The 22,447-nt window shown below is 56.8% G+C and carries 26 protein-coding genes; 19 read left to right on the top strand and 7 right to left on the bottom strand.

The features are described from left to right. Positions 1 to 58 precede the first annotated feature (58 nt). On the top strand, positions 59 to 382 hold the full coding sequence (locus CLV88_RS13065) for an ArsR/SmtB family transcription factor (protein ID WP_106608855.1): 324 nt from the start codon (positions 59 to 61) through the stop codon (positions 380 to 382). Next, positions 379 to 831 (top strand): SRPBCC domain-containing protein, encoded by a 453-nt coding sequence (locus tag CLV88_RS13070; RefSeq protein WP_106608856.1) that lies wholly within the window; start codon positions 379 to 381, stop codon positions 829 to 831. The genes CLV88_RS13065 and CLV88_RS13070 overlap by 4 nt, the downstream gene beginning before the upstream one ends. A gap of 54 nt (positions 832 to 885) precedes the next feature. Here CLV88_RS13070 and ilvC read toward each other — a convergent pair whose 3' ends face one another. After that, positions 886 to 1,989: a ketol-acid reductoisomerase gene (gene ilvC / locus CLV88_RS13075; RefSeq protein WP_279338351.1), complete on the bottom strand. Its 1,104-nt coding sequence runs from the start codon at positions 1,987 to 1,989 to the stop codon at positions 886 to 888. A gap of 52 nt (positions 1,990 to 2,041) precedes the next feature. On the opposite strand from ilvC, the gene CLV88_RS13080 reads away from it, so the two are divergent. The 3 genes from CLV88_RS13080 (at position 2,042) to CLV88_RS13090 (ending at position 4,158) form a co-directional block, all read left to right on the top strand. Beyond that, positions 2,042 to 2,497 (top strand): Lrp/AsnC family transcriptional regulator, encoded by a 456-nt coding sequence (locus CLV88_RS13080; protein ID WP_106608858.1) that lies wholly within the window; start codon positions 2,042 to 2,044, stop codon positions 2,495 to 2,497. Next, positions 2,494 to 2,949 (top strand): Lrp/AsnC family transcriptional regulator, encoded by a 456-nt coding sequence (locus CLV88_RS13085; protein ID WP_106608859.1) that lies wholly within the window; start codon positions 2,494 to 2,496, stop codon positions 2,947 to 2,949. Before CLV88_RS13080 ends, CLV88_RS13085 begins: the two co-directional genes overlap by 4 nt. 87 nt (positions 2,950 to 3,036) lie before the next feature. Further along, a complete protein-coding gene (locus CLV88_RS13090; protein ID WP_106608860.1) occupies positions 3,037 to 4,158 on the top strand; it encodes an aminotransferase class V-fold PLP-dependent enzyme in 1,122 nt (373 codons plus the stop codon). Positions 4,159 to 4,327: 169 nt separating this feature from the next. On the opposite strand, the gene CLV88_RS13095 is transcribed toward CLV88_RS13090, so the two are convergent. The 3 genes from CLV88_RS13095 to CLV88_RS13105 form a co-directional block, all read right to left on the bottom strand. Next, complete coding sequence (locus CLV88_RS13095) at positions 4,328 to 5,527, bottom strand: UbiH/UbiF family hydroxylase (RefSeq protein ID WP_106608861.1); 1,200 nt, start codon at positions 5,525 to 5,527, stop codon at positions 4,328 to 4,330. A gap of 83 nt (positions 5,528 to 5,610) precedes the next feature. Then, complete coding sequence (locus CLV88_RS13100; protein ID WP_106608862.1) at positions 5,611 to 5,817, bottom strand: hypothetical protein; 207 nt, start codon at positions 5,815 to 5,817, stop codon at positions 5,611 to 5,613. 156 nt (positions 5,818 to 5,973) lie between these two features. After that, on the bottom strand, positions 5,974 to 6,618 hold the full coding sequence (locus CLV88_RS13105) for a pyrimidine 5'-nucleotidase (RefSeq protein WP_106608863.1): 645 nt from the start codon (positions 6,616 to 6,618) through the stop codon (positions 5,974 to 5,976). Positions 6,619 to 6,759: 141 nt separating this feature from the next. On the opposite strand from CLV88_RS13105, the gene CLV88_RS13110 reads away from it, so the two are divergent. Next, positions 6,760 to 7,398 (top strand): GntR family transcriptional regulator, encoded by a 639-nt coding sequence (locus CLV88_RS13110; RefSeq protein ID WP_106608864.1) that lies wholly within the window; start codon positions 6,760 to 6,762, stop codon positions 7,396 to 7,398. Here CLV88_RS13110 and CLV88_RS13115 read toward each other — a convergent pair. Then, a complete protein-coding gene (locus CLV88_RS13115) occupies positions 7,395 to 9,302 on the bottom strand; it encodes a glycosyltransferase (protein ID WP_106608865.1) in 1,908 nt (635 codons plus the stop codon). The two genes, CLV88_RS13110 and CLV88_RS13115, sit on opposite strands and share 4 nt — an antisense overlap. Before the next feature lie 98 nt (positions 9,303 to 9,400). Continuing rightward, positions 9,401 to 10,558 (bottom strand): glutamine-hydrolyzing carbamoyl-phosphate synthase small subunit, encoded by a 1,158-nt coding sequence (gene carA / locus CLV88_RS13120; protein WP_106608866.1) that lies wholly within the window; start codon positions 10,556 to 10,558, stop codon positions 9,401 to 9,403. A gap of 193 nt (positions 10,559 to 10,751) precedes the next feature. On the opposite strand from carA, the gene CLV88_RS13125 reads away from it, so the two are divergent. Further along, positions 10,752 to 11,219 carry a GatB/YqeY domain-containing protein gene (locus tag CLV88_RS13125; RefSeq protein WP_106608986.1) on the top strand — a complete coding sequence of 156 codons (468 nt, stop codon included), beginning with the start codon at positions 10,752 to 10,754 and terminating at the stop codon, positions 11,217 to 11,219. A 71-nt stretch (positions 11,220 to 11,290) separates the two neighbouring features. On the opposite strand, the gene CLV88_RS13130 is transcribed toward CLV88_RS13125, so the two are convergent. Beyond that, entirely contained in the window at positions 11,291 to 12,073 is a 783-nt protein-coding gene (locus CLV88_RS13130) for a phytanoyl-CoA dioxygenase family protein (RefSeq protein ID WP_106608867.1), read from the bottom strand. 143 nt (positions 12,074 to 12,216) lie between these two features. On the opposite strand from CLV88_RS13130, the gene CLV88_RS13135 reads away from it, so the two are divergent. From CLV88_RS13135 to CLV88_RS13190, 12 genes are all read left to right on the top strand, one after another. Next, positions 12,217 to 12,735: an SRPBCC family protein gene (locus CLV88_RS13135; RefSeq protein ID WP_106608868.1), complete on the top strand. Its 519-nt coding sequence runs from the start codon at positions 12,217 to 12,219 to the stop codon at positions 12,733 to 12,735. A gap of 101 nt (positions 12,736 to 12,836) precedes the next feature. Continuing rightward, the gene (locus CLV88_RS13140) at positions 12,837 to 13,766 is read left to right on the top strand and encodes an ABC transporter ATP-binding protein (RefSeq protein WP_106608869.1); all 930 of its coding nucleotides are present in this window, start codon (positions 12,837 to 12,839) and stop codon (positions 13,764 to 13,766) included. Further along, positions 13,763 to 14,524, top strand: a complete 762-nt coding sequence (locus CLV88_RS13145) for an ABC transporter permease (RefSeq protein ID WP_106608870.1) — start codon at positions 13,763 to 13,765, stop codon at positions 14,522 to 14,524. The genes CLV88_RS13140 and CLV88_RS13145 overlap by 4 nt, the downstream gene beginning before the upstream one ends. 132 nt (positions 14,525 to 14,656) lie before the next feature. Next, positions 14,657 to 15,454: a S49 family peptidase gene (locus CLV88_RS13150; protein ID WP_106608871.1), complete on the top strand. Its 798-nt coding sequence runs from the start codon at positions 14,657 to 14,659 to the stop codon at positions 15,452 to 15,454. A 1-nt stretch (position 15,455) separates the two neighbouring features. Beyond that, entirely contained in the window at positions 15,456 to 15,623 is a 168-nt protein-coding gene (locus tag CLV88_RS13155) for a hypothetical protein (protein ID WP_207797061.1), read from the top strand. A 2-nt stretch (positions 15,624 to 15,625) separates the two neighbouring features. Then, entirely contained in the window at positions 15,626 to 16,576 is a 951-nt protein-coding gene (locus CLV88_RS13160) for a calcium/sodium antiporter (RefSeq protein WP_106608873.1), read from the top strand. Between the two features lie 10 nt (positions 16,577 to 16,586). Next, positions 16,587 to 17,366, top strand: coding sequence for an SDR family oxidoreductase (locus CLV88_RS13165; RefSeq protein WP_106608874.1), 780 nt, complete (start codon positions 16,587 to 16,589; stop codon positions 17,364 to 17,366). 359 nt (positions 17,367 to 17,725) lie between these two features. Further along, positions 17,726 to 19,600, top strand: a complete 1,875-nt coding sequence (gene uvrC / locus CLV88_RS13170; RefSeq protein ID WP_106608875.1) for an excinuclease ABC subunit UvrC — start codon at positions 17,726 to 17,728, stop codon at positions 19,598 to 19,600. A 60-nt stretch (positions 19,601 to 19,660) separates the two neighbouring features. Further along, positions 19,661 to 20,320, top strand: coding sequence for a CDP-diacylglycerol--glycerol-3-phosphate 3-phosphatidyltransferase (gene pgsA, locus CLV88_RS13175; protein WP_106608876.1), 660 nt, complete (start codon positions 19,661 to 19,663; stop codon positions 20,318 to 20,320). Positions 20,321 to 20,325: 5 nt separating this feature from the next. Further along, complete coding sequence (gene moaD / locus CLV88_RS13180) at positions 20,326 to 20,571, top strand: molybdopterin converting factor subunit 1 (protein WP_106608987.1); 246 nt, start codon at positions 20,326 to 20,328, stop codon at positions 20,569 to 20,571. Position 20,572: 1 nt separating this feature from the next. After that, positions 20,573 to 21,016 (top strand): molybdenum cofactor biosynthesis protein MoaE, encoded by a 444-nt coding sequence (locus tag CLV88_RS13185; protein ID WP_106608877.1) that lies wholly within the window; start codon positions 20,573 to 20,575, stop codon positions 21,014 to 21,016. A 265-nt stretch (positions 21,017 to 21,281) separates the two neighbouring features. Beyond that, a complete protein-coding gene (locus CLV88_RS13190; protein WP_207797062.1) occupies positions 21,282 to 22,316 on the top strand; it encodes a fatty acid desaturase in 1,035 nt (344 codons plus the stop codon). The last annotated feature ends 131 nt before the right edge of the window (positions 22,317 to 22,447 follow it).

Genomic DNA, 22,447 nt, shown 5'->3' on the forward strand with positions numbered 1-22,447 from the left:
GAGCAGTTGGTCTTGAATTTAGGTAAGTTCTGACTTACGGTAAGTTATGACTAACCGAATGCTTGACACACAGGACCCCTGCGGTGCGGTTTTGATCGCCCTTGCAGACCCGACCCGGCGCCGGATCTTCGAGGTTCTTGTGCATAAACCCCGGTCGGTTGCAGCGGTGGCACAAACCGTTCCGGTCAGCCGTCCGGCCGTCTCTCAGCATCTTCGCCAATTGTCAGATGCTGGGTTAGTGACTGTAACCAAAGAGGGAACGCGCAACATTTACGCCGCGCGACGAGAAGGTGTGGAGGTGTTGCGGCGGTATCTTGACGGTCTCTGGAGCGATGTGCTGACAGCGTTTGCTGAACATGTAGAACTGAAGGAACAGAAATGACCGATGCGATTGTAAAGACCGTGCAGGTGGACGTGTCGCCAGAGCGGGCGTTTGATGTGTTCACATCGCAGATTGCGATGTGGTGGCCGGGTGCCAAGCATTCCGTGTCGGCAGGAAAGGGCGAAGTCCCGCTGGAGATCGGGCTGGAGCCACGCAAGGGAGGGGCGATTTACGAGATATTGCAGGATGGAAGCCGACTGTCTTGGGGGGAGATACTGGAGTGGCAGCCGCCATATGGATTTGAAATGACGTGGCATCCGGGCCAGGACGCGGCATTGGCCACGCGGCTTGCGCTGGCATTTGAGGCCGCAGATGATGGATGCACTGTGACATTGACCCATAGCGGCTGGGAAGTTTTGGCGGAGCGGGCAGCGGCGATGTCAGAGCATTATGCCAGCGGCTGGGATCACGTGCTGGGCGACTGTTTTTGCGGGGCGTTTGCGCAATAAAATAAGGGCGCTCCAGTTAGAGCGCCCTTTCAAAGATAACAGATAAAAATCTGATTAGTTCTTTTCTTTGTCGACCATTTTCCCGGCAGAAATCCACGGCATCATGCCGCGCAGTTTTGCACCGGTTTCTTCGATCATGTGCTCGTCATTGGCGCGACGCGATGCTTTGATCGTCGGCTGGCCAACAGCGTTTTCCAGCATGAAGTCACGTACGAACTTACCCTGTTGGATGTCGGTCAGAACGTCTTTCATCCGGGCTTTGGTTTCGTCGTAGTTCAGGATTCGTGGGCCGGTGACATACTGGCCGTATTCCGCAGTGTTCGAGATCGAGTAATCCATGTTGGCGATGCCGCCTTCATAGATCAGGTCAACGATGAGCTTCACTTCGTGCAGGCACTCGAAATAGGCCATTTCAGGTGCATAACCTGCTTCGACCAGCGTTTCAAAGCCGCAGCGGATCAGTTCAACAAGACCACCGCAGAGCACAGCCTGTTCACCGAACAGGTCGGTTTCGCATTCTTCACGGAAGTTGGTTTCGATAATACCCGAACGTCCGCCACCGATGGCGGAGCAATAGGACAAGCCGATTTCCAGCGCCTTGCCAGTGGCATCGTTGTCAACAGCCACGAGACAGGGCACGCCGCCGCCCTTGGTGTATTCACCGCGCACAGTGTGGCCAGGGCCTTTGGGCGCCATCATGATTACGTCAACGCCTTCTTTGGGCTCAATCAGGCCAAAGTGTACGTTCAGGCCGTGGGCAAACGCGATGGCGGCACCCGGCTTGATGTTGTCGTGTACGTATTTCTTGTAGGTTTCTGCCTGAAGCTCATCGGGCATGGTGAACATGATCACGTCACACCACGCGGCCGCTTCGGCGATACCCATGACCTGAAGACCCTCGCCTTCTGCTTTCTTGGCCGATGCTGAGCCTTCGCGCAGGGCGACGACGAGGTTCTTGGCACCGGAATCACGCAGGTTCAGAGCGTGGGCGTGGCCTTGGGAGCCGTAGCCCAGGATGGCCACTTTCTTGTCTTTGATCAGGTTGATGTCGCAATCGCGATCGTAGTAAACGCGCATGTCGCGGTCCTCCGTTTGGAATGTCTGGACGCGATAATAGTGAGCTGTCGTATAAACGCGAGATGCGTTCTGGGCGAAAATTTCATGAAAACCGCGCTATTCATTCGTGAAATGTTGTATTATTGAACTCTTCATGCTTGATGATCTTGATAGACGCATTCTACGGCACATGCAGGCCGACCCGGAACAGTCGATTCCCGATTTGGCGGATCGGCTGGGCCTGACGTCGTCCAGACTGACGCGGCGGGTTGATAAATTGCGCAGCGAGGGCGTTTTGCGGGGGCGGCGGATTGTTGTCGACTGGCAGGAGCTGGGTTATGCGGTCGAGGTTAGCCTGCGGATTACATTGGACAAAACTCAGAGCCGGGCGTTTGATGATTTTATTGCTGCGGCCCGCGAGATCCCTGAGGTGCTGGAGATTCAAACGTTTCTGGGTCAGGTGGACGTGCGTTTGTCAGTGATTGCTCGGGACATGGCGCATTATCAGGAAATCTATCGCAGCCGAATCCTGACCCTGCCACACATGGCCGATATTGAAGCGCTGATGCATGTGGCGCGGATCAAATCGAATGAAACTTTGCCAATATGATTGAGCTGGATGAAAAAGATCGCGGGCTTTTGCTGGCGCTTCGCGAGGATGCAACATTGAATGCTGGTACGTTGGGGCGGCGTCTTGGGCTGAGTCAGCCAGCGGCTTGGCGGCGCATCAAACGGTTGCATGAAAATGGCGTCATCTCCGGGCAGCGTTTGGAGCTGGATGCGGAGAAGCTGGGCTTTGGGGTAACGGTGTTTCTGGGGGTGAAGCTGGCCACTAAGGGTCAGGTTTCATTGGAAGATTTTGAGCGCGCGGTGACGGCGATTCCTGAGGTGCAAACGGTGGAGCATGTGCTTGGTATGTATGATTATCGATTGCGGGTGACGGCGCGGGATATTCCGGATTTCGAGCGGGTGTTGCGGCGACGGATAATGACTTTGCCGGGTGTCGGTAACGTGGATGCGAATGTTTTGCTGAGTGAAGAGCGACGACCGGGACCTTTGTAAGTCGGACAAATTTGTCCGACCTACCTTAGAGCTTTGCATTATGTGACGGTTCGGGCTAGCCATTGGCCGGTGAACAAGGAGTTACCCATGGTAAGCAGCATTGACCCCGGTGGGTTGGATGAATTTTCGGTTGTCTTCACTGACCGATCCCTGAACCATATGTCTAAGGCATTTCAAGAGGTTATGCGCGATATTTCGGGCATGTTGAAAGACGTCTACAAGGCGGATGCCGTTGTCTTGGTGCCCGGTGGCGGGACCTATGGTATGGAATCTGTGGCCCGTCAGTTTGCGCGAGACGCTAAGTCGCTCGTGGTGCGCAACGGGTGGTTCTCATACCGCTGGAGCCAGATCTTTGAAGCGGGCAGCTTTGCTGCTGAGAGCACCGTGATGAAGGCGCGCCAGACAGGAAACGGCGTTACGGCTCCGTTTGCGCCTGCTCCGATTGAGGAAGTTGTCGCTAAGATTCAGGAAGTTAAGCCGGATGTGGTTTTCGCCCCGCATGTAGAGACCAGCGCTGGTGTGATTCTGCCAGACGAGTATATCGCTGCAATGGCAAAGGCGGCGCATGAAGTTGGTGCGCTGATGGTTTTGGATTGCATTGCAAGCGGTTGCGCCTGGATTGATATGAAAAAACTGGGTGTGGATGTGCTGTGCTCCGCACCTCAGAAGGGGTGGTCGGCCTCGCCCAGTGCCGGGTTAGTAATGCTGTCAGCCAAGGCAATGGAAAAGCTGGAAGAAACCAGTTCTGACAGCTTTGCGATTGACCTCAAAAAGTGGCATTCGATCATGCAAGCCTATGAAAATGGTGGCCACGCATATCACGCGACGATGCCGACGGATGCGCTGCGCGCGTTCCGGGACACGATGGTTGAGACCAAGGAATACGGCTTTGATCGCTTGCGTGATGCACAGTGGGAGCTGGGCAATTCTGTTCGTAACCTTTTGAAAGAAAAAGGTATTCAATCGGTCGCGGCGGATGGTTTTGGCGCGCCGGGCGTGGTGGTAAGCTATACCGCTGATCCCGGTGTGCAGAACGGCAGCAAGTTTGCCGCCGAAGGTATGCAGATTGCCGCAGGTGTGCCGCTGGCCTGTGATGAGCCTGAAGGGTTCATGACGTTTCGGCTTGGGTTGTTTGGGTTGGACAAGCTTTATGATGTCGAAGGCACCGTTGGGCGGTTGAAAACTGTGTTGGATAAGGTGCTGGATTAACCAAAGTTAATCCACCAAGCCGCCTGAAATGGCACTTCGGTATTACGTCGGTATTCTGTCGGTATTGCGTCGGTGTGGTTTTGGCGCGGATGCTTTGGTTAACGTCAGACAAAAAGTGTTAAGGATAACGCCCGGCCAATGGCTGGGCGTTATCTTTTCCAGCCACGCGTTACCGCGCGCCGAGTCCCATTTGCATGAGGGTCTTGCGCACCGGGGCCATCGAGTAGAGCGCATTGAGGCCCATTGCGCGCGCGTCGCGCAAAGGTTGGGCGGACACCATCGAGGTGCGGTTCAAAAGGTCGATGCCTTTGACCCGGAGTTTGACCTCGGTAAAGCGTTTGCGATGGTAGCTGTCGAGCATTGCGGCATCGCCAAGCTGCGCGGGATTTGCCTTGGCCAGATCGAGCAGGACACGCATGTCGCCCAAGCTCATATTGAGTCCCTGGGCTCCAATGGGGGGCACGACATGGGCGGCCTCTGCCACCAAGGCGAGGCGTTCACCGGACAGGCGTTCAGCGGATTGCGAGATGATCGGCCAGATCGTGCGGCGCGAGGCCAGCGAGAGGGGGCCGAAAAGCGAACAGCCGCGTATTGTCATTTCGTCTTCAAATGCTGCGACGTCCATCTCGAACAGCTCTTTGGCGCGCGGTCCGCGCTCCATCCATACCAGTGCGGATGACGGCTTGCCTTCGTAGTCGGGCAGGGGCACCAATGTGAATGGGCCGCCAGAGCGGTGGATCTCGGTTGAGACATTGCAATGCGGGATTGGGTGGGTGACGGCGAGCGCGAGCGCCTTTTGCCCGTAGCGGGTGGTTTGCACGTTTATCCCGGCGGCCTCTCGCATGGGCGAATTCCGGCCATCGGCTGCAATGACAAGTTTGGCGCGAGTCTGGCTGCCGTCAGACAGAGTGACACGAGCCTCGTTCGTGCGGGTGAAGAGGGATTTAGTGGCAACTCCCAGCCGCAGGTCAACATTGGCGAGGGATTCCAGCCGCGCCAGCATTTCGCGGCGCAGCAGCCAGTTGGGCAGGTTCCAGCCAAAGGGCTGGTCGGAGATGTCCGCGGCTTCGAAATCTTTGATGATCCGAGGTTCGGGAACCTCGCCGCCTGCATCGACGATGCGCATGATCTGAAGCGGAGCGGCGTGATTGGCGAGGCGGGACCAGAGGCCGGCCTCTTCGAGCAGGGCACGCGCGGGTTGCAGAAAGGCGGTGGTGCGCAGGTCTGCACCGGCCGTGTCACGCTCGGTCACAGGCGACGTGGGGTCGACACATTGCACGCTGAACCCTGCTGCTGCAAAGGCCGCTGCGGCGGTGAGGCCAGCAATGCCGCCGCCGGAAATCAGGATGTCGACATGAGTGATGTTCATAGGGCGGTGCCTCCTGATTGGGGACATTAGTCGCCTTGGCGGGAGGTTGGAAGGGGCGCGATTTGTCGCCCCTTGAGTGGATGTCAGCCGCGGGTGATGATGATCAGAACAGTCCAGATCAAGGGCACCAGCGCGACGGCAGGGATGTAGAGACCGGGAACACCAAAGACAAAAATTGCTGAACCCCACGCGACCACAACAGCGGCGAGCACGGCATAGATCCAGAACACGGTTGACGAGTCGTCGGTGTCAGGTGGGGCAGAGGAAGTGGAGGCTTGGCCAAGGCTCATTTTTGTGCACCTTTTGCGGCGCCGCGCCGGGATGTGGCGGACGGTGGTTGCAGGAGATAGGAGAGCGGTTTGCTGTTCCTGAAACTTTAAATAGGTATTTGCCGTACATCTTTAATTGGGCAGGTTGTCGCAACCAAAGACGTAAAGAGGCAAGTGTCAGGTCAATTTGGTCAGAAAATCCGGCAGGTCGTCGGTGTGGTGGTGGATGTGATCCGCATCCAACCGGTCGGGGGCGACGTGTACGGTGCGCATTCCCATGTCGTGTGGCGCTTTGAGGTTGCGCGGGTCATCTTCGAACATTGCAGCGGATTCGGTGGTAACACCGTCGCGCGCAAAGATCGCCTCGAACGCCGCGCGTTCGGGTTTGGGCAGGAAATCCGCGTGTTCGACGCCGTAAACCGCGTCAAACAAGTTTGAGAGCCCGCGCGCGGCCAGCACCCGCTCGGCGTAGGGTGCGGTTCCGTTGGTGTAGACGATGGCGCGACCCGGTAATGCGCGGATTTGCGCGGCGAGATGGGGGTCAGGCTCAAGATGGTCGAGCGAGATGTCGTGCACATCCACGAGGTAAGGCGTGGGATCCACATCATGTTCGCGCATTAATCCAGCGAGGGTGGTGCCGTGGGTGCGCCAATAGTGCTGGCGCAGGTGGTCAGCCTCGGGTCGGGAAACGCCAAGTGCCTGCATCACATAATCGGTCATGCGCACTTCGATCTGGTCAAACAGGCGCGCGTGGGGCGGGTAAAGGGTGTTGTCGAGGTCGAACACCCAGGTTTTGACATGTGCAAAGGACTGTTTTGGCATGGGCGCACATTAGGGACTGTGCGCGGGGGGGACAATGGGGTGTTTGGGAGGATATTTACGCTTTAAGCGTTGTCCAATGGGGTTGCATGATTGGTGCCGTCACGTAATGCTGGCCTGCATCGCGACAGGGAGACGCCGGATATGGCCCAAGTGAAATCAACCAACAAGGACGCCTATACGCTGATCCTCGAAGCCATTGATGTGGGTGTTTACAAACCCGGTGATCGGCTGGTGGAGAGCGATCTGGCGGAGCGGTTTGGCGTGTCGCGCACACCCATCCGAGAGGCGTTACAACGGCTGGAAACACAGAGCCTGTTGGCGCGGGATGGGAGGAGCCTGATTGTGTCGTCGCTGGATCACAACCAGATGGCAGAGCTTTATGTGGTGCGCACCGAGCTGGAGGGGCTGGCGGCGCGATTGGCGGCGCGACATGCGACTCGCGAAGAGGTGCGCGTGTTGCAGGATATGGTGGATGATGACCAGAAGCTGGTTAACGACCCAGTGGCTTTGGCGCGCACCAACCGGCGGTTTCACAAACAGATCCATTTGGCCTCGCATAACCGCTATTTGGTGCAACAGCTGGATCTGGTGCATCGCTCTATGGCGCTGATGGCGACAACGTCGATTGCCGTAGAGGGGCGCGGCGCGGTGACATTGGTGGAGCATCAGGCGATTGTAGATGCCGTTTCAGCGCGAGACGAGGATGGGGCCTATAACGCATTGAGGGACCACATCAGTCAGGCATTTGTGACGCGATTGAAGCAGGAAAATGATAGCTAAGACAGCCTGTTGGTTTCAGGCGTTGAGGGAGCAGTTTCAGTCGCCTCTGCCGTTTTGCCGTGGGCGGGTTTGTCCCAGTAATACGGCGCAACCAGCAGTTCGATCAGTGCTTTGTAGGCGGCAACTGTTGCCAGTGGAAAGTAAAGGGTCATGGTCAGTACCCACGGGTATAGCCGTTCGCGGCCTTGCCCCATGACTGAGGTGAGAGCGATGGCCGAACTGAGGATGCCAGCGCAAATCAGAAGAAAACCTGCAATGGCAATTGCGTGCGGGCCAACGTGGTTGGTTAACGGATGTTGCAGCCCAAAGGCCGCGCCCCAAAAGCTCCAGATTAGGGGGGCCAGCACAAATTGGGTCAGGGTGGTCATGAAGACCATGTGAAAGCCGATGAATTTTCGCGGGCCGAGGTCGCGCCAGAGCTGGCGTGGGCGGCGCATGTGGACGAGGTAGGTGACCATGAACCCTTTGAGCCATCGTGATCGTTGGCGGACCCATGCGATGGGATGGCAGTTGGCCTCTTCCTGAGTGACGGTGCGCATGAGTTCGGTGCGATAGCCGAAACGCGCCAGCCGGTATCCAAGATCGGCGTCTTCGGTAACGTTGTGGGCATCCCAACCCCCGACATGTTCAATGGCCGCGCGGCGCAGGAACAGGGTGGTTCCGCCCAGCGGAATGGCAAGGCCGAGGCGCGCGAGGCCCGGTAGGACAATCCGGAACCAGGTGGAGTATTCGATGGTAAAGCAGCGCGAGAGCCAGTTGGTGTAGGGGTTGTAGTAATCGAGCACGCCCTGAACGCAGGCGACATTGGGGTCGGCGTGTGCAAAGTGGCGCGCGACCTGTTCCAGCTGGTCGCGGGCAGGGGCATCTTCGGCGTCCCAGATGCCAATAATGTCACCTTTGCAATAATCGAGCGCATAGTTCAGCGCGCGTGGTTTGGTGGTGAGCCCGGAGCCCGAAGGTACCTTGATCACACGCATCCATTTGGGAAGGCGTGTTTCCGCGACGGTTTGCCGGGTTAGGGTGTCTTTCTCCTCAAGCACAAGTACCACATCCAGAAGGGCGCGCGGATAGGTGAGGCGGGTTAGTCGCCGGATCAACGCCTGAGCGATTTCGGTTTCGCGGTATAGCGGTACCAGAACCGAGATTCGGGGCAGGCGGCTGTTTGGCGGCATGGGGGGCGTTGGCGGATCGTGCCGGTGCAGCAGGTGCAGCACAAAGGCAGTGCCCTTCATCAATGTTGCCACAAACAACGACAACAGCGCCCACACCATCAAGGCAGCAAGCAGCGACATCGGGGCAAAAATGCCAGCCAAAAGCAATGATAGAGTCAGCAGAATGACGCAGATCGTACGCGTGTGGTTACGACGGTCCCAGCCCCGGCAACTGAACACTTGGTCGACGCGGGTTTCTGCCATTTTGGTCAGGTGAGGTTTGCAGGTGTTGGTGATGTAGTCGCGCAATTGATCTTCGGAAGCAACGACAATCAGGGCGTCGCGCATTTCCGGCGGCAAAGCCGGGCGCACGGTTTCCATGCGTTCCGGGCGGGCCGTGACGAGCACAAACATGTCGCTGACGCGCGCCCAAGGCAGGATCGAATGTTTGAGGCAAAATTCGGGAGATAACAGGTTGATCAGTGTCGGGTTCGGAGGATCAAGCTGTAGATCAATCGGGCGGGCACTGTATTGCTGGCACAGGGCACGTGACAGGTCCTCAGCAGAAATCCAGCCACGAGATAGCAGGATTTCGGGCAATGTAGCGTCCCAGCTGCGTTTACAGCGCAGCGCGTAGAAGAGTTGCCACGGCGTAATCAGGTTACGTTCGATCAGCGCCCGGCCAAGATCGACCGGAACATCGGGCTGGGGAACAGCCTCGGCTTGCGAAATGCGCAGTACCGGGTCGTTCATTCCACTTACCCGCCTCAAAGTCTCGTGAGAGAGAGTATGGGGCGGGTAAGTTAACGGCGTGTTAATAAAGGTTTACGGGGCTAGTGAATTTTAGCCGTTTATCCGGCGCGTTCATCCATATAGCGCGCAAATTTTTCAAACAGGTAGAAGCTGTCCTGCGGGCCGGGGCTTGCCTCGGGGTGGTGTTGTACCGAAAAGACCGGTTTGTCGGCAATGCGGATACCACAGTTGGACCCATCAAACAGCGAAACGTGGGTTTCCTGAACGCCGTCGGGCAGGGTTTGGCTGTCGACGGCAAACCCGTGGTTCATCGATGTGATCTCAACCTTGCCGGTTTCGTTATCTTTGACAGGGTGATTGGCCCCGTGGTGGCCGTGGTTCATTTTGACAGTCTTGCCGCCCAGAGCGAGGGCCAGCATCTGATGTCCGAGGCAGATACCAAAGACGGGCAGATCAGCCTTGAGCACATCTTTGATCATTGGAACGGCGTATTCGCCCGTTGCCGCCGGATCACCGGGACCGTTGGAGAGGAACACACCGTCGGGATTATGGGCCAGCACCTCTTGGGCCGTTGCCGTGGCGGGTAGCACGGTGACGTCACAGCCTGCCGACGCAAGGCAGCGCAGGATGTTGCGCTTGGCACCGAAATCGACGGCGACCACCTTGTGTTTGGGGTTTTCCTGACGCGCGTAGCCATCTGGCCAAGCCCAACGCATTTCATCCCAGCGATAGGACTGCGCACAGGTTACGTCCTTGGCCAGATCGAGACCTTCGAGGCCGGAAAAGGCGCGTGCCTTGGCCACGAGGGCTTCGGTATCAAATTTTCCGTCAGGATCATGGGCAAGGGCTACGTGGGGGGCACCCTGTTGACGGATTGCGCGGGTCAGGCGGCGGGTGTCAACGCCACCGATCGCGATGCGACCACGTGCGGCCAGCCAGTTTGAGAGCGTGTCCACCGAGCGCCAGTTGCTGGGCTCGGTCGGGTCCCATTTGACCACCATGCCCTCGGCAACGGGATCGCCCGTTTCGTCATCTTCGGGCGTGACGCCTGTGTTGCCGATATGGGGGAAGGTGAAGGTGACAACCTGTCCGGCGTAAGACGGATCGGTCATGATTTCCTGATACCCGGTCATGGCCGTATTGAAACACAGCTCTGCGACGGTGTCGCCGGTTGCGCCAAATCCGCGGCCGTAAAACAGCGTTCCATCGGCTAGGGCGAGACAAGCTGTTGGGTGGGATTGGGGCTCTTGGGCCATGGGGCGACTCTCCGGCTGACAAATTGCAAGGTACCTATGTCGAGCCGCGATCAGCGTCAAGCCATGCTGCGCGGCTTGAACGTCGTTTCGTCGGTTCACTGATGGTAACGGTAACGGTTGCGCACGGGGGCAGGTAAGACTATGGTCCGTTCCTTGTGTTCGACAATAATTGCCACAGCGGATGGTGGAGCAAATGACACTGCGAGACGAAATCAATACAGCGTTGAAACAGGCAATGCGCGACAGGGCGGCTAATCGGTTGTCGACGTTGCGGCTGATTATGGCGGCAATCAAAGACCGCGATATCGCGGCGCGTTCGCATGGCGAGGACCGCACCGGAGTGGATGACGCGGAAATCCTGAGTATCTTGGCAAAGATGGTCAAGCAACGACAGGAAAGCGCGCGGACCTATGAAGAAGGCGGGCGGTTGGACCTGGCTGAGCGCGAGATTTCAGAGATTGGCGTGATCGAAGAATTCCTGCCCAAGCAGTTGTCTGAAGACGAGGTTGTTAAGGCCGTGGCAGATGCGATTGCCGAGGTTGGCGCAAGTTCGATCCGTGATATGGGGAAGGTGATGGGTGCGCTGAAGTCAAAATTCACCGGTCAGATGGATTTTGGCAAGGTCGGCCCGCTGGTCAAGGACCAGTTGAACAAAGGCTGAACTGGATTTGATGCAAGAATTTGAGCGCGCTTCTGGTGAAGCGCGCTTTTTTATGCGCGGACGCGATCGCGTCACAGCATAGGGAACCAGTCTTCGCGCAGTCTTTGTCCGGGTGTCATGTCGTGACCCGGAAAAGGCGGAGATGTCGGGCCCGGACGTTCGACATAACGCGCGTCGTCGCCCAAAAGGCGCAACGAGAAGGCGCGTCGCCGGGTGGTTGACGTGTTGCCACGTGCGCCGTGCAGGATGTTGTAATTGAAGGCAACGGCATCGCCCGGTTCCATCGCCCATTCAACAACACGCATGCCTTCGGCGTCGGGATCGGGGATAGGCATGTACTCGTCTTCGTTCGGAAAGAAGCTTTCTTCGCTGACCCAGCGTGTGGGCAAGACGGGTTTTTCCCAGCGGTGCGACCCGGCGACACAACGCAGGGCCGCGTCTGTGACCGGATCAAGCGGGGACCAGAAACTGACCGTCTGGGTGCCCTCGACAAAGTAATAGGGGCCATCCGTGTGCCACGGCGTGGCCATTGAGGTGCCGGGCTCTTTTACAAGAACGTGGTCATGAAAAAGCTGGACTGTTTTCGATTGCATCAGTTGGGCGGCGACTTTGGCAGCGGGGGAATTGGTGATGACGTCCTTGAATTCCGGGATGGCCTGCCAGTTGCAATAATCGTCAAAGAAACGTCCGGTTTCGCCCGCTTTGTCGTTGTTGGAGGCATAGGGGCCGGGTGATGCCATGTTCCGGTCGATCCCGGCGCGTAGGGTGTCCACATGATCCGCGAACAAGCCTTTGATCAGAACGACCCCGTCGGTCTGAAACGTGTCGATGTCAGATTGGGTGATAAGGGACATGGGGGCGACTCCTGAAGTAGTGTGGCACGAATTGAAACCGCGAGCGCGGCGAGGTCAAGGTGGCAGTCCGACATTGGTCTGGTTGTTTTGAGACACCTGTGAAACTAAGGTGTCGCGAGTTCAGGTCAGAGGAGTTCCCGGCGATGCAGATGAGTGATCAGAAAGATATTGCGGCCCCCGTCGCTGAGGTGTGGGCCGCGCTGTTGAGTGCGGATGTCCTGAAGGCTTGTGTGCCCGGCGCGCAGTCAGTCACCGGTAACGCAGAAGATGGGTTCGAAGCCACCGTGACCCAGAAGGTCGGGCCGGTAAAGGCCACATTCAAAGGCCAGGTGACATTGTCTAATATCGTGGAGGGCGAGAGCCTGACGCTGAGCGGTGAAGGTAAGGGCGGCGCTGCCGGTTTTGCCAAGGGCGGCGCAGACGTGACACTGACGCCAAGCGAAGTGGGTACGCTATTGAGTTACGAAGTGGACGCCAAGGTGGGCGGTAAGCTTGCGCAGTTGGGTTCGCGGTTGATTGATGGGTTTTCCAAAAAAATGGCGGATCAGTTTTTTGCAAATCTGCAAGAAACGCTGGAGGGGCCAGCGGAGACAGATGCTGCCGACGAAAACGCCAGGGAAGGCGAAAAGAAAGGGCTGTTTAAGCGACTGACCGGGGGGTGATCTGGCGCGGTGCATAGATGCACAGCGCACACTCTCGAAAATGTCCTTGGCATTGCAAGCGAGGCTGTTAGGTTCGCGGCCTCCGAATAGACGAGGCGCTTATGGACAACATTGTCGAGATTCGCGATTTGCGGAAAACCTATGCTGGCGGGTTCGAAGCGCTGAAAGGCGTGAACCTTTCGATCAAAAAGGGTGAGATTCTTGCTCTCTTGGGGCCCAATGGCGCAGGAAAGACCACGCTGATTTCAACGATCTGTGGCATTACCAATCCCGGCTCGGGATCTGTGTTGGTGGGCGGTCATGATGTTGTTACCCAATATCGGGATGCCCGCCGTTTGATTGGATTGGTGCCTCAAGAGATTAATCTGGAGCCCTTCAGCAAGGTTAAAGACACGGTTGCTTTTTCGCGCGGATTGTTTGGAAAGCCGCGCAATCCTGCGCTGATTGAGCGCATTCTGCGCCAACTGTCGCTGTGGGAAAAACGGGATGCGCGGGTCGTTGAGTTGTCCGGCGGCATGAAACGCAGGGTTCTGATCGCCAAGGCGCTGAGCCATGAACCAGAGGTGTTGTTTCTGGACGAGCCGACGGCGGGTGTGGATGTCGAACTTCGCAAAGACATGTGGGACATTGTCGCCGAACTGAAAGAGCTGGGCACGACGATTATTCTGACCACGCACTATATCGAAGAGGCCGAGGCGATTGCCGACCGGATTGGCGTGATCAGCAGCGGGCAACTGTTGCTGGTAGAAGAAAAAGCCGAGCTGATGGCGCGGCTGGGGCAGAAACGTTTGCAGATTGATCTGCAAGACAAGCTGTCTGCCGTTCCTGATGTATTGGTGGAATACAATTTGGAACTTGTCGAGGATGGGCAGGCTCTGAGATATACCTATGACACGCGCGGCGAACGCACTGGGATCACACGGTTACTGGGTGATTTGGCGTCCGCAGGGATCACATTGACTGATATTCAAACCGAACAATCGAGCCTTGAAGAAATCTTCGTCGGCCTGGTCAAGGAGGGCGCGGCATGAATTGGGCTGCTATCCGGGTAATCTATGTTACGGAAATGGCGCGTTTCTTTCGTACCATCGCGCAAAGCTTCATTTCGCCGGTGATTTCCACGTCGCTCTATTTTGTGGTTTTTGGCGCAGCGATTGGCAGCCGGATTAACGAAGTGGAAGGCGTAAGCTATGGCGCTTTTATCGTGCCGGGGTTGATTATGTTGTCGGTGATGACGCAGGCGATAACCAATGCCTCGTTCGGGATATATTTTCCGAAGTTTATCGGCACGATCTATGAATTGTTGTCTGCGCCAGTGAACTTTCTGGAAATCGTGCTGGGGTTTGTCGGTGCGGCGGCCACCAAAGCATTGTTCATTGGATTGGTCATTCTGGGCACAGCGGCATTGTTCGTTGACGTTCAGATTTTGCACCCTGTGGCGATGATCTCTTTTCTGGTGCTGACTTGTCTGAGCTTTTCGTTGTTCGGGTTCATTATTGGCATCTGGGCACAAAGCTTTGAGCAGTTGCAGCTGATCCCGCTGTTGGTGGTCACGCCATTGGTGTTTTTGGGCGGGTCGTTCTATTCGATTTCGATGCTACCACCGATATGGCAGAGCATCACGCTGTTTAATCCAGTGGTCTATCTGATTTCGGGGTTCCGGTGGTCGTTTTTTGGGGTGGCGGATGTGCCAATTGCGCTGAGCCTGTTGGCGATTGCGGGCTTCACGGCGCTGTGTTTGGCGGCCGTGTGGTGGATTTTCCGGACCGGTTGGCGCATTCGCGGCTAGGGACAGGATCTTGGCCGGACGGGCTCCTCCGCCCGTGCGGGCGTCCTCGCCTGTGGGTTTTTGTTGACAGTTGATGTCTTTCCTAAGGGGCCTGCCTTGTTAAAGGGGGGCAGGCATTCTACATGCGTCAACATGAAGCGATGGATCCCGTTTATGAAAACGCCGCCTACGGTGGCCGTGGTACGCCTGTCTGGCGTGATCGGTGCTGGAGCGCGCGGACAGTTGAGTGATCAGGCCTTGGGCCCTGTTCTGGAGCGCGCCTTTCGCAAGGGAAAACCCTTGGCGGTGGCGCTGGAGATCAATTCACCGGGGGGTAGCCCCGTTCAATCCTCGCTGATTGGGGCACGGATCAGACGGCTGGCCGCGGAAAACGATGTGCCGGTATTTGCCTTTGTTGAAGACGTGGCGGCATCTGGTGGCTATTGGCTGGCGGCGGCGGCGGATGAGATCTACGCCGATGACAGTTCGATTGTCGGCTCGATTGGCGTGATTTCCGCCGGGTTTGGCGCGCATGTTTTCCTGTCTCGTCAGGGGCTGGAACGCCGTGTTCACACCGCAGGCAAGTCGAAGTCGATGATGGACCCGTTCAAGCCTGAAAAGCCTGAAGATGTGAAACGATTGACCGCTTTACTGGAGCAGATCCACGCAAGTTTTATCCGGCATGTGAAGGCGCGGCGCGGGGACAAGCTGGACACGGTGCCAGAGCTTTTTACTGGTGAAGTCTGGGTGGGGCGCGAAGCTGAAAAGCTGGGCCTGATTGACGGGCTGGGCCATATAACGCCTGTGCTGAAAGAGAAGTTCGGCAAGGACGTCAAGCTGCGTCGTTATGGTTTGAAGCGCCCGGTCTGGCAGCGATTTGGTGCAACGCTGGCGCAGGATGCAATTGCCGGAATTGAGGAACGGGCGGAATACGCGCGTTTTGGCCTCTGACGTGATTGTAAAGATTGTCTCCTTTTTCCTGATCGGTATGGCCGTGCTGGCGATGTTCGGCAAGCTGCGCTATCCGGGGCAGAAACGGTTGCAATCGGCGAAATGCCCCTCTTGCGGGCGGTATCGGATCGGCAAAGGGCCTTGTCCCTGTCAGAAAGGCAAGGGGTAGCCATGGAATGGCTTCTGGTATCTTTGGGGCTGATCATTCTGCTTTTGGCAGGGGATGCGCTGGTGCGCGGCGCGGTAAACCTGTCGCTGCGCGTTGGTATTCCGGCACTGATTGTGTCGCTGACGATTGTTGCCTTTGGTACGTCTGCACCTGAGCTTTTAATCTCTCTGCAAGCAGCGATGAAAGATGCGCCGGGCATTGCGATGGGCAATGTCGTTGGATCTAACACGGCCAATATTCTGCTGGTGCTGGGTGTGCCGGCGATACTGGCGACGCTGCACACGAGCCATTGCAATTCGCGCCGTACTTATTTGTTTATGATTGCCGCGTCGTTATTGTTTATCGCGCTGGCGTTTCAGGGGGTGTTTACGTTCTGGTCGGGCGTGATCCTGTTGGCGGCCTTGTCGATTGTATTGGGAGACGCGTTCTATCAGGCGCGATGCCATCGGCGCGATGCCAAGGCATTGGCAGCGGAAGAAGAAGAAGTCGAGGGCGCGGACCCGGATATGCCGTGGTGGCGGATCGGGTTGTTCATGGTGCTGGGGTTGATCGGGTTGCCATTGGGCGCGGACCTGATGGTCGACAATGCCGAGGTGATCGCGCGCAGGTATGGCGTGTCAGACACGGTGATCGGGCTGACGCTGATTGCGCTGGGCACGTCGCTGCCAGAGCTGGCCACGACGGTGATGGCGGCGTTGCGCAGGCAGGCCGATGTAGCACTGGGCAATGTGATCGGGTCGAACATGTTCAACCTGCTGGCCATTATCGGCATTACGTCGTTGGTGCATCCAATCCCGGTTGATCCAGAGTTTCTTGAATTTGATCTGTGGGTGATGTTGGGCGCGTCCATTCTGATCGTGCCGTTTGTGTTCCTGAAACAGGATATTACCCGGCGTTGGGGTATTGCACTGACAGTGATGTACCTGACCTATATTCTGGTGGTTCTGACATAGGAGGCGGCTGATGCGGCGTGCACTGGTGACCGGAGCGAGCAAGCGGCTGGGGCGCGCGATGGCGTTGTACCTCGCGGAGCGTGGCCATGATGTTGCGGTGCATTATGCCGGATCACAGGACGAGGCCGAACAAACTGCCGAGGATATTCGTGCGCTGGGGCGTAAGGCAATTACGGTGCAAGCGGATCTGGTGCAGGAAGCGGACAGTCAGGAGTTGTTTGGAGCGGCGGTTGATGGGCTGGGCGGGCCAATTACCTGTCTGGTAAACAATGCCTCTGTGTTTGAGTATGACCGGATCGAGACGGCAACGCGTGAAAGCTGGGACCGTCATATCGGCAGCAACCTGCGCGCACCATATGTGCTGACACAGGCGATGGCGCAGCAGGGATTGACGGCCGAGGTTGATGCCAATGGCGAGCCGGTGGCAGTGGGATTGGTCGTGAACATGCTGGATCAGCGTGTGCGCAAGCTGACGCCAGAGTTTTCGACATACACGATTGCCAAAATGGGCCTGTGGGCGTTGACCCAGACCGCGGCGCAAGGATTGGCGCCACATATCAGGGTCAATGCGATTGGCCCGGGGCCAACATTGATAGGCGCGCGCCAGAGCGCGGCGCATTTTGCCGGACAGCGCACCAATACGGTGCTGGGGCGCGGATCTGACCCGGACGATATTGTTGCGGCGCTGGGGTATTTGTTGGATGCCAAGGCCGTAACAGGGCAGTTGATTTGTGTCGACGGCGGGCAACACTTGGGATGGAGAACCCCAGATATTCAGGGTGTGGAGTGACGGTCAAATTCCCGGCATGCGGTGGTATGCATGGTTACCGTCACGGAAAGAAAACCAATCAAAACCAACCTATGTCGTGCAAGTTTTGCACCTTTAACAAATCCGTTACCAAACTGTTGCGTTTTTGTTAATGTTTTCAACGCTTTGTCGACGAGATAATAAAATATAGTTTAGAATCAAGGAATTACATTTACGCCTAAAATTTAGGCATATTAACGAAGTGGGTCAAAAATAACGGAAAAACGCTGTTCTCTCAAAGATATCTACCGACTTATCCACATGTTCCGTGGATTTGTTTTGTCTTGCGAATTTTGTCGGGAGATTGCAGCGAAGCCAAAAGAATCATATCTCGGATAACCATGACAGCAGATGAACCAGACGCCATCAAAACCGTAACCGGTTACGCATGTATTCAAAGCTATCTTAAGACGTTGGACGGATCGCCCGGCGTCTACAGAATGCTGGATGAACAGGCGCGTGTCTTGTACGTCGGTAAGGCACGCAATCTGCGGGCACGGGTGTCAAACTATGCCCGTCCGGGGGGGCATTCGGGGCGGATCGAACGGATGATCTCGGAAACCGCTTCGATGATGTTTTTGACGACAAAGACCGAAACCGAAGCGCTGTTGCTGGAGCAGAATCTAATCAAGCAGCTTAAGCCGAAATACAACGTGCTTCTGCGGGACGACAAAAGCTTTCCCAATATTCTGGTCAGCCGGACCCACGGATTTCCGCAAATCAAAAAACACCGTGGTGCGAAAAAGGAGAAGGGACACTATTACGGTCCGTTTGCAAGTGCGGGGGCGGTGAACCGGACATTAAGCCAGTTGCAGAAGGTTTTCCTGCTGCGCAATTGTTCGGATTCGATGTTCGAGAGCCGGTCGCGCCCGTGCCTGCTTTATCAGATCAAGCGGTGTTCCGGGCCTTGTGTGGGTAAGATTTCCGAAGACGCCTATGCCGAGAGTGTGGGCGATGCTGAGAGGTTCCTGTCAGGGCGTTCGACCCAGATCCAGGAAACGTTGGCCAAACAGATGCAAGCCGCTTCGGATGCGATGGAGTTTGAGCAGGCGGCATCGTTGCGGGACCGTATCAAGGCGTTGACCAGTGTGCAGACGGCTCAGGGCATCAACCCGCGTGGGGTGGCCGAGGCGGATGTGATCGCGCTGCATATGGATAAGGGGCAAGCCTGTGTGCAGGTGTTTTTTATTCGGGCGCACCAGAACTGGGGCAACCGCGATTTTTATCCACGGGTTGGGGCGGAGATTGACGAAGCAGAGGTGCTGGAGGCGTTTATCGGGCAGTTTTACGACACCAAAGACCCGGCGCGACAGCTGATCTTGAGCCATCCAATCGAGAATGCCGATCTGATGGCCGAAGCGTTGGGCGGTAAGCTGGGGCGCAAGGTGGAGATTCTGGTGCCGCAGCGGGGCGAAAAGGCCGAGTTGATGGCGGGGGCGGCGCGCAATGCGCGAGAAAGCCTAGCGCGAAAGATGAGTGAGACGGCGACGCAGGCCAAGCTGTTGAAAGGGTTGGCAGAAGCGTTTGATCTGGACGCGCCACCGAAGCGGATCGAGGTCTACGATAACAGCCACATTCAGGGAACGAATGCTGTTGGCGGGATGATTGTTGCGGGGCCAGAGGGGTTCATGAAAAACAGTTATCGCAAGTTCAACATCAAGGGGGATGACCTGACGCCGGGGGATGACTTTGGTATGATGAAGGAGGTGCTTGCGAGAAGGTTCAAGCGGCTGTTGAAGGAAGATCCGGATCGCGAGCAGGGTATGTGGCCTGATCTGTTGCTGATTGACGGCGGTGCCGGACAGGTTTCTGCGGTGGCCGAGATTATGCGTGAATGGGGTGTCGAGGATATCCCGATGGTGGGCGTGGCCAAGGGCGTGGATCGGGACCACGGTAAAGAAGAATTTCACAGGGTCGGGCAGCGGGTTATGGCGCTGCGGCGCAATGATCCGGTGCTGTATTTTGTGCAACGGATGCGGGATGAGGCGCACCGGTTTGCGATTGGTACACACCGGGCCAAGCGGGCCAAAGCGATTGGCGCGACGCCGCTTGATGATGTGCCGGGCGTGGGCGCAACGCGAAAACGGGCGCTGTTGGCGCATTTTGGATCGGCCAAAGCGGTATCGCGGGCCAACCTTGCCGATCTCAAAGCGGTGGACGGAATATCAGGTGCGTTGGCCGAGACGATTTATGATTATTTCCATGAGGGTAAGTAAGCGCGCTCCTCAAGCCCTTGCGGGCTTTCCTCGCCGGGTGGGTTCGGATAGGAAGGCGGTATGACCTGGAATATTCCCAATATACTCTCTGTTTTGCGGTTGGTTGCGGCACCAATGGTGGCCGTGATGTTTCTTTATTTCACAAGGCCTTATGCGGATTGGTTCGCTTTGTGTCTGTTCCTGTTGGCGGCTGTGACCGATTGGTTTGACGGCTATCTGGCGCGCGCCTGGGGACAGGAGACGCGCATGGGAGCCATGATCGATCCGATTGCGGATAAGGCCATGGTTGTGGTCGCGCTGATGGTGATCGTGGGCTATTCGTCGATGTCGCCTTGGTTGGTGCTCCCGGCGACGGTGATCCTGTTTCGCGAAGTGTTTGTATCCGGATTGCGCGAGTTTCTGGGTGACGTAGCGGGCACACTGAAGGTTACAAAACTCGCCAAATGGAAGACCGCGACACAGATGGTGGCGATCGCGTTTTTGTTCGCCCAAGGGGTATTCGAACACTATCTGGGCATGTCCGCATGGGGCATGGATCAGGCGATGGTCGATCAAGTGATGTTGGGAGAAATTGAGGATTTCCAAGGGCTTATCTGGAAACACGCCGGCATGGTCTGGACCGGGTGGGTCGGGATAGTGCTGTTATGGGTTGCGGCGCTGCTGACGGCGGTGACAGGGGTGGACTATCTGCTTAAGGCCCGCCCGCATTTGAAGGATTGATGGCGATGGATGTGCTGTATTTTGCCTGGGTGCGCGAACGCATTGGACTGCCTAAAGAAGCGGTGGAGACAGAGGCGGCAACCGTGTCAGAGCTGGTGGAAGAGTTGAAGGCGCGCGAAGAGCGATATGCGGTGGCTTTTGGCGATCTGAGTGCACTGCGGGTGGCTGTCGATCAGGAGTTGACCGACTTTGACGCGTCGATCAGGGGCGCGCGTGAAGTGGCCTTTTTCCCGCCCATGACCGGAGGGTAGAATGCGCATTCTGGTACAGTCCGAACCGTTTGATCTGGGTGATGAGGCAAAGAAATTTGCAAGCGGCCACAATAACATGGGCGCGATTGTTACTTTTACAGGAGTAGTGCGGGATCTGGCGCGAGGCGATCTCGATTGTATGGAGATCGAGCACTATCCGGGCATGACCGAACGGGCGCTGGAAAAGATCGCGCGCGAGGCGCTGGCACGTTGGAGTCTGGGTGATGTTCTCGTCATCCACAGGCACGGGCCGCTGGCGCCGGGAGACATGATTATGATGGTTGCCACGGCCGCACCGCATCGCAAAGATGCATTTGAAGCAGCCGAATATCTGATGGACTATCTGAAATCGCGCGCGCCTTTCTGGAAGAAAGAAATCAGTCGCGATGGCGCGGATTGGGTTGCAGCCAAGGACGAAGATGAAGACGCGCTGACCCGCTGGTAGGGGTGGTTTGGGCATGAGTTTAATGCTGATTTTTGGATGGAATCGGCATGTCGGCAACGCGCCGGTATGACGTCGGTATTCCATCAGTGCCGGGGTTTGGCGGTGGCCGGATGGAGATTGCGCGCGCTGAACGACCAAGTGACGCCACGATAGGGTGCGAAAATGGGTTCACACGCGAATGTTTTCACCCGATTTCAATATTTCGCTTGCTTAACTGGTGGGGTCGTTTAACCGGATTGCCAACCCCTAAAATGAGCGCCAGAGCATGATCCCTAAAATTGACCCGATCCCGAACGCGACCCGCGCGATGGCGCCTAAGGATTGGGTGGTGGTCTTGGCCAAGTACCGCGAGCCGGATATCTGGCGCAGTGTGTTTGAGCTGGCGATTACGGCGGGGCCGTTTCTGGCAATTTGGGCGCTGGCGTGGTGGTCATTGTCGCTAAGCCCTTGGGTGGCGCTGGGGCTGTCGATCCTGAACGCGGCATTTTTGCTTCGCTTGTTCACGATCCAGCACGATTGCGGCCATGGATCGTTTTTCAGTAACCGCAAGGTCAGCGACTGGGTTGGTCGTGTACTGGGTGTGGTGACGTTGACGCCGTATGATGTCTGGCGCCGCACTCATTCGGAGCATCACAGCGGCGCGGGTAATCTGAGCCGGCGGGGCATGGGCGATATTATGACGCTAACCGTGGCGGAGTATGAAGCTTTGACACCGATGGGGCGGTTGCAATATCGCATTTACCGTCACCCGTTGATGCTATTTGGTTTTGCGCCGGGATATCTGTTCTTTCTTCAAAATCGCCTGCCGCTGGGGCTCACGTCGCAGCGACGCTATTGGGTGAGCGCGATGAGCACCAACCTCGCACTGGTCGTGATTTTGGGCACCGTTTGGTACTTTGGTGGATTGATGCCATTGTTGCTGATCTTTGTGCCCAGCACGTTGATCGCGGCGACGTTGGGGATGTGGTTGTTTTACGTGCAGCATCAGTTTGAGAATACCCAGTGGGATCAGGATGAAAACTGGCAGGTGCATGACGCAGCGCTGCATGGCAGCTCACATTACGTGATGCCGTCGGTGTTGCAGTGGTTTAGCGCCAATATCGGCATTCACCACGTGCACCATCTGTATAGCCGTATCCCGTTTTACCGCCTGCCAGAGGTGTTGAAGGATCATGTGGAGCTGGAAGACAGCAACCGCATGACCATCCGCGAGAGCCTGGCCTATGCCAAGTTGCATGTGTGGGACGAGAAGAGTCGTAAGCTTTTGTCCTTTGCGCAGGTGCGGGCTTTGTCACGCTGAGCGCGACTGGCCCGAGCTTGATGAGTGGTAGGTAGGCAACCTGTTGGTGACCCGTTATTAGGGTGCCAGTGGTATCGTGTATTTGTTTCGCAATCGAGGTATAGGCAGTCGAAAGCTGCAAACCCGGCGAT

Origin of the sequence: Shimia abyssi (assembly GCF_003014475.1) — a bacterium.
GTDB lineage: Bacteria > Pseudomonadota > Alphaproteobacteria > Rhodobacterales > Rhodobacteraceae > Shimia > Shimia abyssi.